This window comes from Blastococcus saxobsidens, from assembly GCF_010682065.1.
GTDB lineage: Bacteria > Actinomycetota > Actinomycetes > Mycobacteriales > Geodermatophilaceae > Blastococcus > Blastococcus saxobsidens_B.
Genome location: NZ_JAAGWG010000004.1, coordinates 34,206 through 48,604 on the forward strand (window position 1 = coordinate 34,206; position 14,399 = coordinate 48,604).

The following is a 14,399-nucleotide window of genomic DNA, read 5'->3' on the forward strand; positions in this document are numbered from 1 at the left end:
GGTCAGCCGCGCGGGTTCCGGCGGCGGAGGCTGCTCTTCGCCCCGTACATCGCGCGGTCCGCGCGGGCGACGACGGCGTCGGCCGACTCCCCCCGCCTGCCCACCGCGACCCCCACGCTCACCCCGATCGCCAGCGGCCCCTCCGGGCCGGGGAACGGCTCCCCCAGCCGGGCGACGACCCGCCGGGACAGCTCCTGCAGCTCGGCCTCGTCGGCGTGCGGGCACAGGATGACGAACTCGTCGCCGCCGAACCGCGCCACCAGGTGCTCGGGCCCGGCCACGTCGGCCAGCCGCGCGGCGGCCTCGGCCAGCAACCGGTCCCCGGTCGCGTGGCCGTACTCGTCGTTCACCGTCTTGAACTGGTCGAGGTCGCAGAACAGCAGCCCGCAGCCGGAGCTGCCCGCATCGGCCAGCCGGGCGTGCAGCGCGTCGAACAGCGCGCCGCGGTTCGCGACGCCGGTGAGCACGTCGGTCCGCGTCTGGTGGCGCAGCCGTGCCTCCCGCGCCCGGTCGTCGGTCACGTCCAGGCCGACGCAGGCGATCCCGTAGGGCACCCCGTCGTCGTCGCGCAGCACGGTGTTGCGCATCGTGACCCGCCGCCGCTCGCCGTCCCGGGTGAGCCAGTCGCCCTCCTGGGGGTAGGCGCGCCCGCTCTCCATCGCCAGGTGCACGGCCTGCTCGGCGAGGGCCACGTCCTCCGGTGCGACCCAGACGTCCCAGAACGGCTTGCCCCGGAGCGTCTCGGCGTCCTGCCCGGTGAACCGCTGCAGCGCCGGGTTGGTCAGCAGGATCCGGCCGTCGTGGTCGACGATGCACAGGAGCGCCTCCACGGCGTCCACGAAGGCCTGGGCCAACCGCGCCTGCGAGGGGCCGGCGCTCGGGGCCTGGCCGCCCTGCGCAGTCATCGGATGACGCTCCTCGAGCTCGACGGACGGACCTGTTCCGGACCCGGGAGCCGCGACGGTACGTCGATCGTGCGCTGGGCGGGACCCTTCCTGAGCTGCCCAGTGACCGGGGGGTTCCTAACGTGGGTCCGCACACGGGGACGCGGACGGCGCGGACGGCCGGGGGTGGGCCCGGCCGTCCGCAGCGACTCAGCGGGCGGCGGCGAGGGCCGGGTAGTCGATGTAGCCCTCCGGCCCGGACGCGTAGAAGGTCGACGCGTCCGGCTCGTTCTCCGGGTGCTCCCCGCGCCAGCGCTCGACGAGGTCGGGGTTGGCGAGGACCGGGCGGCCGACGGCGACGGCCTCGGCGTGCGCGTCGTCGATGAGCGCGACGGCCTCCCCGCGGGTGGTGACCCGGCCGAAGCCGCTGTTGGCGATCAGCGGTCCGCCGAACCGGCGGCGCAGCTCCTGGACCAGCTCGCCGCCTGGTTCCACGTGCAACACGCTGAGGTAGGCCAGGCCCAGCGGCCGCAGCCCGTCCATCAGCGCGCCGTAGGTGGCCAGCACGTCCTCGCGGTCGGTCCCCAGGGCGTCCTGGATGTTGTGCTCGGGCGAGATCCGGATGCCGACCCGGCCGGCGCCGACGGCCTCGGCCACGGCGGTGGCCACCTCGATCACGAAGCGGGCGCGGTTCTCCGGGCTGCCGCCGTAGACGTCGTCGCGCTGGTTGGACGCCGGCGACAGGAACTCGTGCAGCAGGTAGCCGTTGGCGGCGTGCAGCTCGACGCCGTCCAGCCCGGCCGCCACGGCGCGCTCCGAGGCGGCGACGAAGTCGGCGATCGTCGCGCGCGCCTCCTCGGTGGTGAGGGCGTGCGGCACGGGGAACGGCTGCTTCACGCCGCCGCCGACGTGCACCTCCCCGCGGATGGCGATGGCGCTCGGTGCGACGACCCGCGTGCCGGTGAGCTCGGGGTGGGAGACCCGCCCGCCGTGCATGACCTGCATGACCACGCGCCCGCCCCGCTCGTGCACGGCGTCGGCGACCTTCCGCCAGCCCTCGACCTGCTCGTCGGTGACGATGCCCGGCTGCCCGGCGAAGGCGCGGGACTCGTCGTTGGGGAACGTGCCCTCGGTGATGATCAGGCCGACACCGGCCCGCTGCTCGTAGTGCTCGACGACGATGTCGCGGGGGATGCCGGCACGACCGGAGCGCATGCGGGTGAGCGGGGCCATGACGACGCGGTTGGCGAGCTCGAGGTCGCCGAGCCGCACGGGGGAGAACAGGTCCATGTCGCGGGCAACCTGCCCCGTCCCGGCCGGATTCCGGATGCGGCGATCCTCACGCCCGCGCCGTCCGCTCAGGAGCTGAGGACGGCGTCCCGCTGGGCGATGCCGGCCAGCCGGGCGTAGCGGCCACCGCGCCGCATCAGCTCCTCGTGCGTGCCCTGCTCCACGACCCGTCCCGCGTCGAGGACGGCGATGCAGTCGGCGTGCCGCACCGTGGAGAGCCGGTGGGCGATGGTGATCGTCGTCCGCCCCCGGGCCGCCTCGTCCAGCGCGGCCTGCACCGCCCGCTCGGTCTCGTTGTCCAGCGCACTGGTGGCCTCGTCGAGCACCAGCACCCGGGGGTCGCGCAGCAGCGTCCGGGCGATGGCCAGCCGCTGCTTCTCCCCGCCGGAGAACCGGTGCCCTCGGGCACCCACCACGGTCTCGTAGCCGTCGGGCAGCGCGGCGACCACCTCGTGCACCTGGGCGCGGCGGGCGGCGTCGACGATCTCCTCGTCGGTGGCGTCGGGGCGGGCGTGCAGCAGGTTCTCCCGCACGGTGCCGTGCAGCAGGTAGGTCTCCTGGCTGACGACGCCGACGACGCGGGCGAGATCGGCCAGCCGCATCTCGCGTACGTCGACGCCGTCGATCAGCACCCGCCCGGAGGTCGGGTCGTTGAGCCGGGCGACCAGCGAGGCGAGCGTGCTCTTGCCCGACCCCGTCTCGCCGACCAGCGCCAGCGTCGTGCCGGCCGGCACGACGACGTCGACGTCGCTCAGCGCGGGGCGCACGCCGTCGGGGTAGCGGAAGCCGACGTGCTCGAACCGCACCTCGCCGCGGACGTCGGCGGCGTCCACCCGCACCGGAGCGGGAGGGTCGTCGATGTCGACGGGCAGGTCCAGGTACTCGAACACCCGGCTGAACAGGGCCATGGAGGCGGTCAGCGAGACGCCGATGTCGAGCAGCTGCATGAGCGGGCGGAAGAGCGCACCCTGCAGCGTGGTGAAGGCGACGAGGGTGCCGATGGTCATGCCGCCCGACGTCGCCGGCAGCCCGGCGGCCAGGTAGATCAGCGCCGGGATCCCGGCGAAGACGATGCTCATGGTGGCCATGCGCCAACGGCCGGCGAGCTGCGAGCGGACCTCGAGGTCGACGAGGAACTCCGACGTCCCGGCGAACCGCTGCGACTGCGCCGGACCTGCGCCCAGCGTCTTGCCCAGCAGCACCCCGCTGACGCTCAGCCCCTCCTCCACCTGGGAGTGCAGGTCGGCCAGGTGCCGCTGGCGCTGGGCGGTGATCGCCCGGCGCATGCGGGCCACCCGGCGGGTCAGCCACACGGCCGGGGGGAGCACCACGAGCGAGAGCAGGGACAGCCGCCAGCTCAGCACGGCCATGGCGACGGCGGTGCCGATGACGGTCGTGGCGCTGGAGGCGAACGACGTCGCGGTGGAGGTGACGACCGACTGCATGCTGCCCACGTCGTTCATCAGGCGGGACTGAACCTCGCCGCCCTTGGTGCGGGTGAAGAAGCCCAGCGACTGGCGCTGCAGGTGCGTGAAGACCGCCGTCCGGAGGCCGTGCATGACCCGCTGGCCGATGGTGGTGGACAGCCAGGTCTGGACGACGCCGAAGATCGCCGTCACCACGGTGACGGCGAGCATCCCGCCGACGGCCCAGAGCAGCAGCGGCACGTCCTGGTCGGGAATGGCCTCGTCGATGACCAGCCGGATGAGGAAGGGCGTGGCCAGGGCGACGGCCGAGGACGCCACGATCAGTGCCACCACGACGCCGAGCTGCCACCGGTAGGGCCGGAAGAGCGCGGCGACGCGGCTCCAGCGGACGGGAGAGCGCTCGAGCTGGGCGCGGTCGGCGGGATCGGGCCTGCGGCCTCCGCCGCCGCCACCGGGGCCACCGCCCCGGCCGCCGCTGGTCATCATCTCGCTGATGCCGCCACCTCCTGCCTCTCAATTGCTGAGGTTACCTCATCGTGTGGGAACCGCCGCGTCTTCGCTACCATTCCCCCGTGGCGGACGACGGGACCGGAGAGCTGGGCGACCTGCTCATGCGCGTGGCCCGTACCCAGCGACGCCGGTGGCGCGACGCCCTGGCCCCGTGGGACCTCTCCCCGCACCAGGCCCGGGCCCTGCGGGTGATCTGCGAGCACGACGGCGTCCGGCTCTCGGACCTGGCCGAGGCGCTGCACATCGCCCCGCGTTCGGCGACCGAGGTGGCCGACGGGCTGCAGGAGCGCGGCCTGGTCGAGCGGTCCCCCGATCCGGGCGACCGGCGGGCGGTGCTCCTGCGGCCCACCGACGCGGGCCGCCGCGTCCGCGGCGAGGTCGGCCGCGCCCGGGCGGCGGACTCCGCCGAGCTGTTCGCCCGCCTGAGCGCCGAGGACCGCGCGACGCTGGCCCGGGTCCTGCGCAGCCTGACCGACTGAGATCCGGTCCGGGCCGGCCCACCCGGCGACAATGGGCCGGCCCGACCGTCGCCGCCCCAGGGAGGTCCGATGCAGGAGCAGCTCGGGATCGACGGGAGGACGGCCGCACTGGTCGTGCTGGCCACGGTCGCGATGTACCTGACGCTGGTGCTCTGCGTCCGGCTCGTGGGCCAGCGCAGCCTCGCCACCATGTCCAGCTTCGACCTCGGCTGCGCGATCGCGCTGGGCGCGGTCGTCGGCCGGACCGTGCTGCTGCTCGACCCGACCCTGGCCACCGGCGTCGTCGCGATCGTCACGCTGTTCGCGACGCAGACCGTGCTGGCCCGGCTGCGGCAGAACCGCTGGGTGGACCGGCTGATGAACCGCCCGCCCGTGCTGCTCATGGCCGGCTCGACGCCGCTGACCGACAATCTGCGGGCCGCGCACGTCGCCGAGGACGAGCTGCGGCAGAAGCTCCGTCTGGCCGGCATCCGGAACCTCGCCGAGGTGCGCTGCGTCGTGCTGGAGCGGACCGGAGCGGTCAGCGTGATCCGGCAGGGCGAACCGCTGGACCCGTGGCTCTTCTCCGACGTCCCCGGCGCGGAGCGGCTGCGCGCGGCCGCCCCGGACGACGCCCGGCGTCCGCCGGCATGACCCGGGCGCCCGGGGAGATCCCGGACCGGGCGGTGCTGCTCCTCCAGGGCGCGGTCGTGGCCGGCTTCGCCGCCGCCCAGTTCGTCGCGCTCCGCCGGAGCCGACCGGCCGGGCGGAGAACGCGCCCGGGCCGCAGACTCGGCACGTGACCGAGCCGCGCGAGGACGACGACGAGACCAACAACCTGCACCCGGGCCAGCACGACGAGGGCGGCCACGGAGGCATGTCCACCCGCGAGCACGACGCCAAGAAGGACGACGCCGACCGGAACTGAACTCAGCGGCGGCGCCGCCACCAGCGCCGTGCCGCCCGTTGCGGCGCGGGTTCGGGCGCCGGCGGCGGGGGTGGGCGGTCCCGCCGCCACCCCTCCACCAGCGCGTCGACGTCGGCCAGGCCGGGAACCGGCGCCCACCGGCTCTCCGCGGGACGGCGCCAGAAGGCCTCCACCCGCGCGTCGTAGTCCTCGGCCAGCGCCCGGACCTCCGCCTCGGTCGCCAGCCTGGCGGCCCGCTGGGGCAGCTCGTCGCGCTCCCGGCGCAGCGCCAGACCCGGTGGCAGCATCGCCGCGGTGTCGACGCCCTCGCGCCGCGCCTTGGCGACCGCCCAGTCGTAGGCGTTCTCCGACAGGGCTTCGCGCGGCAGCGGCCGGCCGGCCCCCGACAGGTTCTCGAAGGCGCCCCGGGCCTGCCCGCGGGCGATCTGGTGCTCCACCCAGGTCTCGTAGGAGACCCCCGGCGGCTTCCGCTCGGCCATCACCCCCCACGGTACGAGTGACCGGCGACTCAGCACCCTCCTCTTACGTGAGAGTCGGGTGTGCGGCAGGATGGACGGCGATCCGCGCCCCCGCGCACCGTCGCCCGGGGAGACGCCGCCACCCCCACCGGAAACGGGAGCATGTCCGTCCTGCCTGCACTCCGCCCTGCCCGCCCGACCTGGCTGGAACCCCGCGTCGCCCGCACCGAGGTGCTGGCCGGCCTGGTGGTCGCACTGGCGCTCATCCCCGAGGCGATCAGCTTCTCGATCCTCGCCGGGGTGGACCCGCGCGTCGGGCTGTTCTCCTCCTTCGTCATGGCGGTGGTCATCGCCTTCACCGGCGGCCGGCCGGCGATGATCACCGCGGCGACCGGCGCCATCGCCCTCGTCGTCGCCCCGCTGGCCCTGGAGTACGGCGTCCAGTTCCTTTTCGCCGCCGTGATCCTCGGTGGGATCTTCCAGATCCTGCTGGCCGCGGCCGGCGTGGCACGGCTCATGCGGTTCATCCCGCGCAGCGTCATGGTCGGGTTCGTCAACGCGCTGGCGATCCTGATCTTCACCGCGCAGTTCCCGCAGCTGATCGGCGTGCCGTGGCTGGTCTACCCGATGGTCGCCGCCGGGCTGGCCATCATCTTCCTGCTCCCCCGGCTGACCACCGTGGTCCCCGCCCCCCTGGTGGCGATCGTCGTGCTGACGGCGCTCACCCTGGCCGTCGGCTGGGACCTGCCCGACGTCGGCGGCGAGGGCGAGCTGCCCGACAGCCTGCCCTTCTTCCTGCTGCCCGACGTCCCGTTCACCCTCGAGACGCTGGGCGTCATCGCCCCCTACGCCCTCGGCGTGGCCTTCGTCGGGCTGATGGAGTCGCTGATGACGGCGAAGCTCGTCGACGACATCACCGACACCCACTCCGACAAGACCCGGGAGTCCTGGGGCCAGGGCGTGGCCAACATGGCCTCGGGCTTCTTCGGCGGCATGGGCGGCTGCGCCATGATCGGCCAGACGATGATCAACGTGAAGGCCTCGGGTGCCCGCACCCGGCTCTCCACGTTCCTGGCCGGCGTCTTCCTGCTCGTGCTGGTCGTGGCCCTCGGCGACATCGTCAGCGTCATCCCGATGGCCGCCCTGGTCGCGGTCATGATCTTCGTGTCCATCGCGACGTTCGACTGGCACAGCCTGCAGACCATCCCCCGGATGCCCAAGAGCGAGACCACCGTGATGCTGTCGACGGTCGCGGTCACGCTGCTCACCCACAACCTCGCGATCGGCGTGGGGGTCGGCGTGCTGGTCGCCTGCGTGCTCTTCGCCCAGCGCATCGCGCACCTGGTGGACGTCGACCGGGTCGTCGGGGCCGACGGCTCGGTGCGCTACTCCGTGGCCGGCGCGCTGTTCTTCGCGTCGAGCAACGACCTCTACACCCAGTTCGAGTACGCCGACGACCCCGAGCACGTCGTCATCGACCTCTCCGGGGCCCAGGTCTGGGACGCCTCCACCGTCGCCGCGCTGGACGCCATCACCCACAAGTACGCGACCCGCGGGAAGACCGTGCAGATCGTCGGCCTCGACGATCACTCGCTCAGCCGGTTCGAGCGGCACACCGGCCAGCTGGGCGCGGGGCACTGATGGCCGCCCGCACCGGTCTGCTGCAGATCGGCCAGGTCGCCGAGCGCACCGGCCTGAGCCTGCGCACGATCCGCTTCTACGAGGAGCACGGCCTGGTCCGCCCCACCAGCCGCAGCGACGGCGGCTTCCGCCTCTACAGCGACGACGACGTCGCCCGCCTCGAGGTGATCAAGCGGATGAAGCCGCTCGGTTTCACGCTCGAGGAGATGCAGGAGCTGCTGGCGCTGCTGGCCGAGCTGGCCGAGCGCCCCGGCGACGCCGTCCTGGCCGACCGGCTGCGGATGTTCCACGAGGCGGCCACCGCCCGGGTGCTCGCCCTGCGGGAGCAGCTGTCGATCGCCGAGGGGTTCGCCGCCGACCTGGCCGGTCGGCTGGGCTGACCACACCCGGTCGCGACCCGCCCCCGAACGGGTGTGACGCGGTGCCGCCGGGGTGCACGCCGAACGGTGACCCAGCAGGCTGTCCGGGTGTCCCTGTCCCTGCCGGGTCTGCCCGCGCTGCCGCCCGAGCTGGCCGGCCCGGTCGCGGTGCAGCTGGCCAAGCCGGTACGGGAGATCCCGCAGCCCACGGCGCTGTCCGGCGGGTGCCGGTACGAGCCCAAGTGGGACGGCTACCGCCTGGTCGTCGTTCGGGACCGCACCTCCACCCGGCTGTGGTCGAAGCAGGGCCGCGACCTCACCGACCGGTTCCCCGACGTCGCCGCCGCCGCGGTCGCCCAGCTGCCCCCGGGGTCCGTCGTCGACGGCGAGGTCGTCATCTGGCACGACGACCGGCTGGACTTCGGGCTGCTGCAGCGCCGCATGGTCACCGCCGCCGGGCGGATCGCCGCCCAGGTGGCCGCCGCACCGGCCTCCTACGTCGCCTTCGACCTGCTCGCCGCCGGTGGCGAGGACCTCCGCCGCAGCACCTTCACCCGCCGCCGGGCGGAGCTGGAGCGCCTGGCCGCCCGCTGGGCCCCGCCGCTGCAGCTCTCCCCCGTGACCGCCGACCCCGCCGAGGCCCGGCGGTGGTTCGACGACTTCCGGCCCGCCGGGGTCGAGGGGCTGGTCGTCAAGGGCGCCGCCACCCGCTACGCGCCCGGCCGCCGCGACTGGCTCAAGGTGAAGAGCTGGGAGACCACCGAGGTGCTCGCCGGCGGGGTCATCGGCCCGATCGAGCGGCCCAGCCAGCTCGTGGCCGGCCGCTACCGGGACGGCGAGCTCGTGGTGGTCGGCCGGACCAGCCCCCTGTCACCGGAGCAGTCCGCCGAGCTGGCCGGCGTCCTGCGCCCCGCGGGTGCCGACCACCCCTGGCCCGAGCGCATCGGGACGGGCCGATTCGGCGGCGGCCGGCTGTCGGTGCCGCTGACCCGGGTGGAGCCCACCGCCGTGGTCGAGGTGAGCGCCGACGCGGCGCTCCAGGCCGGGGTGTTCCGCCATCCGCTGCGCTTCGTCCGCGTCCGGCCGGACCTCCTCGCCGAGGACCTCCCCGGGCTGGCCGCGGCGACCGCGGACGTCGACAGCCCGCCGGCGGTCCTCTTCGTCGACGTCGACGACTTCAAGACCATCAACGACACGCTCGGGCACGCGGCCGGGGACGAACTGCTCCTCGCCGTCGCCGCCCGGCTCTCCGCCGACGTCCGCGGTGGGGACGTCGTGGCGCGGCTGGGCGGCGACGAGTTCGCCCTCCTCCTCACCGACGCCGACGCCGACCGGCTGCGCGACGTCGCCGACCGGCTGCTGGCCGCCGTCCGGCTGCCGGTGGAGATCGCCGGCCGGTCGGTGAGCGTGACCGCGAGCATCGGTGGCGCCCTCGCCGGCCCCGGTGCCACCGCCGAGCAACTGCTGCACCGGGCCGACACCGCCATGTACAGCGCCAAGCGCGGCGGCAAGGACTCCCGGGCCCTGCTCGACACCGCCTCCGGCGTCCACTGAGGGGGTCGCGGCCCTCGCGGGTCAGCGCAGGCGGGTGCTGAGCCGGACGACGACGCCCCCCGGCCGGGGCAGCACGTCCACGTGGTCCCACAGCTTGCGGGCCAGCCAGAGCCCCATGCCACCCCGGGACAAATCGGCGCCGTGGGCCGGCCGGAACCCCGTGAACGGGTCGTCGAAGCCGGGGCCGCTGTCGCCGATGGCGCACACCACCCGGTCGTCGGAGACCCACACCCGGGCCGAGACCGGGCGCGCGCCGTGCCGGAAGGCATTCGAGGCGATCTCGCTGGCCGCGAAGTGCAGGTCCTCGGCGAGCTCCGGATCCCGCACCCGCTCGGCCAGCACCGTGCGCAGGGCGCCGCGCAGCGCGGCCAGCGACGGCGCGTCGGCCACGCTGAACACCGGGCCGGCGTCCTCCACCGGCTCGCGCGGCACCGGCAGCCGGCGGACGAAGTCCTGCGGGTCGCCGAACCCGGCGCTCGACCGCAGCCCCTCCTCGTCGAGCAGCAGCGGATGGGTGGCGGGCACGCCGGACAGCACGTCGGCGGGGAGCTCCCGGCGGTCGAACAGGCACAGCAAGGACAGCGGCGCGTCCGCCAGCATCCGATTGGCGGCAGCCTCGTACCGCATCCCTTCGCGCCAGTACCGCGGCTCGGCCCCGAACCGCACCTGACCGACGAGGCGCAGCCGCCCCGACCGTGCGGCGCTCGCCCGCTGCAGCCAGTCGCTCATCGCGGCGACCCCGTCGGCCACCCGCGTGTCGGCCAGGCAGATGCGATCGTCCGCGGCGATGTCGGACGCCCGGCCGCCCAGGGCGGAGGTGATCAGCGCGTCGGTCGCCGGCGGGCAGGACATCAGCACCAGGTCGCCGGCCCGGAAGCCCTCCTCGACGAAGGGGACCACCCCGGCCAGCAGCTCCTCGTCGGAGCCGGCCACCAGGCCGACGTGCGTGCAGGGCTGGGCGCAGCCGGCGACCGGCACGGCGGCACCGGCCGTGCCGACGTCCCCTGCCTCGCGCATGCCGTCCTCGGGGGTCCGTGGCCGGGAGCCCGGCCGGATGGTTGAACATTGTGGGACATGTTTCCCGCGCGTCCCACACCGCCCCCGCTGGGAAGTGCGGAGGACGGCCCGATCCCCGTCCGTGATGTTTCACGTGCACCATCCCTGCCGTGAGCGACGACCGCGAAGTGCTGACCTACGAGATGTTCGGGACCGCGAGCCGCGAGCTGGCCCAGCAGGTCGTCGACGACGGGTTCGAGCCGGACCTGGTGCTCTCCATCGCCCGGGGCGGGTTGTTCCTGGGCGGGGCACTGGGCTACGCGCTGGACGTGAAGAACCTCTTCGTGATGAACGTGGAGTTCTACACCGGCGTGGACGAGCGGCTGGACCTGCCGGTGGTGCTGCCACCGACCCTGGACGTCGTCGACCTGACCGGCGCCAACGTGCTGGTGGCCGACGACGTGGCCGACACGGGCAAGACCCTGGAACTGGTCCGATCGTTCTGCGCCGGCTACGTCGCCGACGTCCGCACCGCGGTGGTCTACGAGAAGCCCGGCTCCCTGGTGCGCTGCGACTACGTGTGGCGGCGCACCGACCGGTGGATCGACTTCCCCTGGTCCGCCGAGCCACCGGTACGACGGCGGGCCGGCTCCCCCGGCGCCTGACCGACCCGGGCCGCCGACCGACCCGGCCGCGGACGGGCCCCGGACGCAGATCGGCGGCGGCGGGATCGCTCCCGCCGCCGCCGTCCCCCCAGGTCGCCCCGTCGCCGCGTCTTGCGCCGGGCCCCGCGACCAAGTCCTGCCGGCGCCGGTGGAAGGCGCCGTGCCCCCTTCATCGGCGGGTCGGTGGAGCTACTACAGCGGAATCACCCGAACGATGGGCCTTCCTCGTTCCGTAATCGCACTGCACTGCACCGGGACGACGGGTCCGTGCGCTCGGCGCCGACCCCGCCTCGGGGCGGCCTCACCGACGACGCGAGACCGTGACCGTGAACTTCGGCGCCCGCTCGACCAGCGTCGTCGGGCCGACCACCCGGCCGAGCACCGGCTTGTAGCGCAGCGCGCTGTTGTAGACCGTCCACAGCTCGCCACCGGGCCGCAGCACCCGGGCGGCCGCCGCGAACAGCCGGTCCGCGGCCGTGGTCACCACCGCGGCGCCGACGTGGAACGGCGGGTTGCACACGACCAGGTCCACGCTCGAATCGGGCAACGAGTCCGCGGCGTCGTCCCGCACGACCTCGATCCGCTCCCCCACCCCGTTGGCAGCGGCCGTCGCCCGGGCGGAGGCCACCGCGGCGGCGGACTGGTCGACCCCGATGACCCGCACCTCGGGCCGGGCCAGGGCCAGCGCGACCGCCAGCACGCCGGTGCCGCAGCCCAGGTCCAGGGCGACGTCCGCCGGCGCCGGGCGGTCCAGGGATTTCAGCAGCACGCGGGTGCCGATGTCGATCTTCGTGCCGGCGAACGCGGCGCCGTGCGCGCAGACGGTCATCGCCGGATCGGGATGCACCTGGCGGCGCGGGAAGGAGGAGCCGTGCGGCCGGGGGCCGCGGGCCACCAGCACCCGCGACTTCTGCCGTGCCAGGGTCGCCGAGACGTCGGCGAACGACTCCCGCAGGACGTCGTTCATCGCATGGGTCATGTGCTTGACCCGGCCACCGACCAGCACCGTCACGTCCGGCGCGGCGGACGCGGCCACCGTCTCGGCGATCTCGCGCAGCGCCTCCAGGCCCTTGGGCGCCTGCACCAGCACCAGCCGGGCGCCGGCTGCCAGCTCCGCACCCAGCGGCAGCGACCGGTAGGAGCCGGCCAGCCCCAGCTGCTCGGCGTTGCGGGCCAGCGCCCGCTCCCCCACGAGCAGGTCCTGGGCCACCCGCACGTCGGACGCGCCGTGCAGCCCCACCGCGCCGAGGGTGAGCGCTCCGTAGGCGTCGTCGACGACGGCCACCTCGCCGGGGCCGCAGAGCGCGAGCGTGGCCGCCGCCTCGTCGAGCAGCAACCGGTCGGTGGCGTCGACGGCCACCAGCTCGGGCGCCTCGACGTCGGGGCCCCGCCGGAGCCGGGTGAAGAACTCCTCGGGCGCGGTCACCGCGGGGTCGCGGAGACCAGCTCCACGACGACGCGGGCCAGCTCGGGGCCGACGTCCTCCTGGAGGAAGTGCCCACCCCCGGGGAGCGTCGTGTGCGCCATCCCCTGCGCGCCGGGGACGAGCTTCTGGAACACCCGGTCCCCGCCGCCGGTGATGGGGTCGGAGTCGGAGAACGCGGTGAGGAACGGCTTCTCCCACCGGCCGAGCTCCTGCCACGCCGCCCGGTTGGCCGCGGCCGCGGGGTCGTCGGGCGACGTCGGCACGAGCGCGGGGAACTGCCGCGCGCCGGCCTTGTACGAGTCGTCGGGGAAGGGCGCGTCGTAGGCGGCCACGACCTCCGGGGCCAGCCCGCCGGCGGTGCCGTTGCCGACGATCCGGCCGATCTGGAACTCCGGGCTCTCCTGGGAGAACCGCTGCCAGGCCAGGAACGCCTCGCTCATCTTCTGGTCACCGGTGGGCAGGCCGGTGTTGGCGACGACGACCCGGGCGAAGCGGTCCGGGTTCTCGGCGACCAGCCGGAGCCCGATGAGGCCGCCCCAGTCCTGCCCGACGAGGGTGACGTCCCGCAGGTCCAGCTCGTCGAGCAGTGCCTGGCGCATCCAGCCGACGTGCCGGGCGTAGGTGTAGGCGGACCGCTCGACCGGCTTGTCGGAGCGCCCGAAGCCGACCAGATCGGGTGCGACGACGCGCAGCCCGGCGGCGGTGAGCACCGGGATCATCCGCCGGTGGAGGAAGGACCACGACGGCTCGCCGTGCAGCAGCAGGACCGTCTCGCCGTCGGCCGGGCCCTCGTCGACGCAGGCGACCCGCAGCCGCCCGCCCTCGCCGTCGTCGACCTCGACGTAGCGGGGCTCGTAGGGGAAGTCGGGCAGGTCGGTGAAGCGCTCGTCCGGCGTCCGGAGGATCTCCATGCCGCCCAGTCTCGCCGACGGCCCCGACCGGGCGCGAGCAGCCCGCTGCACGTCCGTGTCTGGGGCGGCGGTACCGCGCCGGTGCGCATCCGCGCGGTTCTCCGCCGGCCGATTCCGACGTCGATGCGCATGCGGGCGCTACGCAGCCTGCCCGCGGACGACGACGGCGCCGGCGGGTCTCCCCACCGGCGCCGTCGGCCGCACGCACGTCAGCTCAGTCGGTGCTCTCCACGCCCAGCCCGATCGGGCAGGAGACGCCCGTCGAGTGCACGGGGCAGTAGCCGTGCGGCACCTTGTAGAGGTACTGCTGGTGGTGGTCCTCGGCGTAGAAGAACTCCCCCAGGGGCGCGATCTCGGTGGTGATCTCGCCGTAGCCGGCCGCCTTCAGCCGCTCCTGGTACGCGTCGCGGGTGGCCCGCGCCGCGGCCTCCTGCTCCGGGGATGCGTAGTAGATCGCCGAGCGGTACTGGGTGCCGATGTCGTTGCCCTGGCGCATGCCCTGCGTCGGGTCGTGGTCCTCCCAGAACACCTTCAGCACCTGCTCGTAGGAGATGACGGCGGGGTCGAACACGACGAGGACGACCTCGGTGTGCCCGGTGCGCGCCGAGCAGACCTCGTCGTAGGTCGGGTTCGGGGTGTAGCCGCCCGCGTAGCCCGCGGCCGTCGACCAGATGCCCGGGGTCTCCCAGAACACCTTCTCCACACCCCAGAAGCAGCCGGCGCCGAAGACCGCGGTCTGCATGCCGTCAGGGAACGGCGGCTGGATGCGGTTGCCGTTGACCGCGTGCACCTCGGGCACGTGCGGCAGCGGGTCGGGACGGCCCGGCAGGGCGCCCTCGGGCGCGACCAGCTCGGTCTTGGCACGGGAGAAGAACATGCTCCGAGCGTAGGA

The 14,399-nt window shown here is 74.4% G+C and carries 16 protein-coding genes; 8 read left to right on the top strand and 8 right to left on the bottom strand.

Annotated features, from left to right (window positions below; all coding sequences use genetic code 11):
* Window positions 1-2: 2 nt before the first annotated feature.
* From GCU60_RS03310 to GCU60_RS03320, 3 genes are all read right to left on the bottom strand, one after another.
* Entirely contained in the window at window positions 3-905 is a 903-nt protein-coding gene (locus tag GCU60_RS03310; protein WP_163202219.1) for a GGDEF domain-containing protein, read from the bottom strand.
* A gap of 189 nt (window positions 906-1,094) precedes the next feature.
* Window positions 1,095-2,174, bottom strand: coding sequence for an alkene reductase (locus GCU60_RS03315; RefSeq protein WP_163202220.1), 1,080 nt, complete (start codon window positions 2,172-2,174; stop codon window positions 1,095-1,097).
* Window positions 2,175-2,242: 68 nt separating this feature from the next.
* On the bottom strand, window positions 2,243-4,087 hold the full coding sequence (locus GCU60_RS03320) for an ABC transporter ATP-binding protein (RefSeq protein ID WP_239520381.1): 1,845 nt from the start codon (window positions 4,085-4,087) through the stop codon (window positions 2,243-2,245).
* Between the two features lie 86 nt (window positions 4,088-4,173).
* On the opposite strand from GCU60_RS03320, the gene GCU60_RS03325 reads away from it, so the two are divergent.
* From GCU60_RS03325 to GCU60_RS20885, 4 genes are all read left to right on the top strand, one after another.
* Window positions 4,174-4,590, top strand: a complete 417-nt coding sequence (locus tag GCU60_RS03325) for a MarR family winged helix-turn-helix transcriptional regulator (RefSeq protein ID WP_345770363.1) — start codon at window positions 4,174-4,176, stop codon at window positions 4,588-4,590.
* A gap of 69 nt (window positions 4,591-4,659) precedes the next feature.
* Window positions 4,660-5,223 (top strand): DUF421 domain-containing protein, encoded by a 564-nt coding sequence (locus GCU60_RS03330; RefSeq protein WP_163202221.1) that lies wholly within the window; start codon window positions 4,660-4,662, stop codon window positions 5,221-5,223.
* Window positions 5,220-5,372, top strand: a complete 153-nt coding sequence (locus GCU60_RS03335) for a hypothetical protein (RefSeq protein WP_163202222.1) — start codon at window positions 5,220-5,222, stop codon at window positions 5,370-5,372. The genes GCU60_RS03330 and GCU60_RS03335 overlap by 4 nt, the downstream gene beginning before the upstream one ends.
* Window positions 5,369-5,497 (top strand): hypothetical protein, encoded by a 129-nt coding sequence (locus GCU60_RS20885; protein WP_275585405.1) that lies wholly within the window; start codon window positions 5,369-5,371, stop codon window positions 5,495-5,497. Before GCU60_RS03335 ends, GCU60_RS20885 begins: the two co-directional genes overlap by 4 nt.
* A gap of 2 nt (window positions 5,498-5,499) precedes the next feature.
* Here GCU60_RS20885 and GCU60_RS03340 read toward each other — a convergent pair whose 3' ends face one another.
* Complete coding sequence (locus tag GCU60_RS03340; protein WP_163202223.1) at window positions 5,500-5,976, bottom strand: DUF1992 domain-containing protein; 477 nt, start codon at window positions 5,974-5,976, stop codon at window positions 5,500-5,502.
* Window positions 5,977-6,117: 141 nt separating this feature from the next.
* Between GCU60_RS03340 and GCU60_RS03345 the strand changes: the two genes are divergently transcribed.
* The 3 genes from GCU60_RS03345 (at window position 6,118) to GCU60_RS03355 (ending at window position 9,509) form a co-directional block, all read left to right on the top strand.
* Window positions 6,118-7,596 carry a SulP family inorganic anion transporter gene (locus tag GCU60_RS03345; protein ID WP_163202225.1) on the top strand — a complete coding sequence of 493 codons (1,479 nt, stop codon included), beginning with the start codon at window positions 6,118-6,120 and terminating at the stop codon, window positions 7,594-7,596.
* Window positions 7,596-7,976, top strand: a complete 381-nt coding sequence (locus GCU60_RS03350) for a MerR family transcriptional regulator (RefSeq protein WP_163202227.1) — start codon at window positions 7,596-7,598, stop codon at window positions 7,974-7,976. The genes GCU60_RS03345 and GCU60_RS03350 overlap by 1 nt, the downstream gene beginning before the upstream one ends.
* A gap of 87 nt (window positions 7,977-8,063) precedes the next feature.
* Window positions 8,064-9,509 carry a diguanylate cyclase domain-containing protein gene (locus GCU60_RS03355; RefSeq protein WP_163202229.1) on the top strand — a complete coding sequence of 482 codons (1,446 nt, stop codon included), beginning with the start codon at window positions 8,064-8,066 and terminating at the stop codon, window positions 9,507-9,509.
* A 21-nt stretch (window positions 9,510-9,530) separates the two neighbouring features.
* Here the strand turns inward: GCU60_RS03355 and GCU60_RS03360 are convergent, their stop codons facing one another.
* Window positions 9,531-10,526, bottom strand: coding sequence for a sensor histidine kinase (locus GCU60_RS03360; RefSeq protein ID WP_163202231.1), 996 nt, complete (start codon window positions 10,524-10,526; stop codon window positions 9,531-9,533).
* A 149-nt stretch (window positions 10,527-10,675) separates the two neighbouring features.
* Between GCU60_RS03360 and GCU60_RS03365 the strand changes: the two genes are divergently transcribed.
* The gene (locus GCU60_RS03365) at window positions 10,676-11,170 is read left to right on the top strand and encodes a phosphoribosyltransferase family protein (RefSeq protein WP_163202233.1); all 495 of its coding nucleotides are present in this window, start codon (window positions 10,676-10,678) and stop codon (window positions 11,168-11,170) included.
* A gap of 301 nt (window positions 11,171-11,471) precedes the next feature.
* Here GCU60_RS03365 and GCU60_RS03370 read toward each other — a convergent pair whose 3' ends face one another.
* The 3 genes from GCU60_RS03370 to msrA all read right to left on the bottom strand — a co-directional run bounded on the left by GCU60_RS03370 (window position 11,472) and on the right by msrA (window position 14,384).
* Entirely contained in the window at window positions 11,472-12,596 is a 1,125-nt protein-coding gene (locus tag GCU60_RS03370) for a methyltransferase (RefSeq protein WP_163202235.1), read from the bottom strand.
* Window positions 12,593-13,507 (bottom strand): haloalkane dehalogenase, encoded by a 915-nt coding sequence (locus GCU60_RS03375; protein WP_163202236.1) that lies wholly within the window; start codon window positions 13,505-13,507, stop codon window positions 12,593-12,595. The genes GCU60_RS03370 and GCU60_RS03375 overlap by 4 nt, the downstream gene beginning before the upstream one ends.
* Before the next feature lie 214 nt (window positions 13,508-13,721).
* Window positions 13,722-14,384, bottom strand: coding sequence for a peptide-methionine (S)-S-oxide reductase MsrA (gene msrA, locus GCU60_RS03380; protein WP_163202238.1), 663 nt, complete (start codon window positions 14,382-14,384; stop codon window positions 13,722-13,724).
* Window positions 14,385-14,399 lie beyond the last annotated feature (15 nt).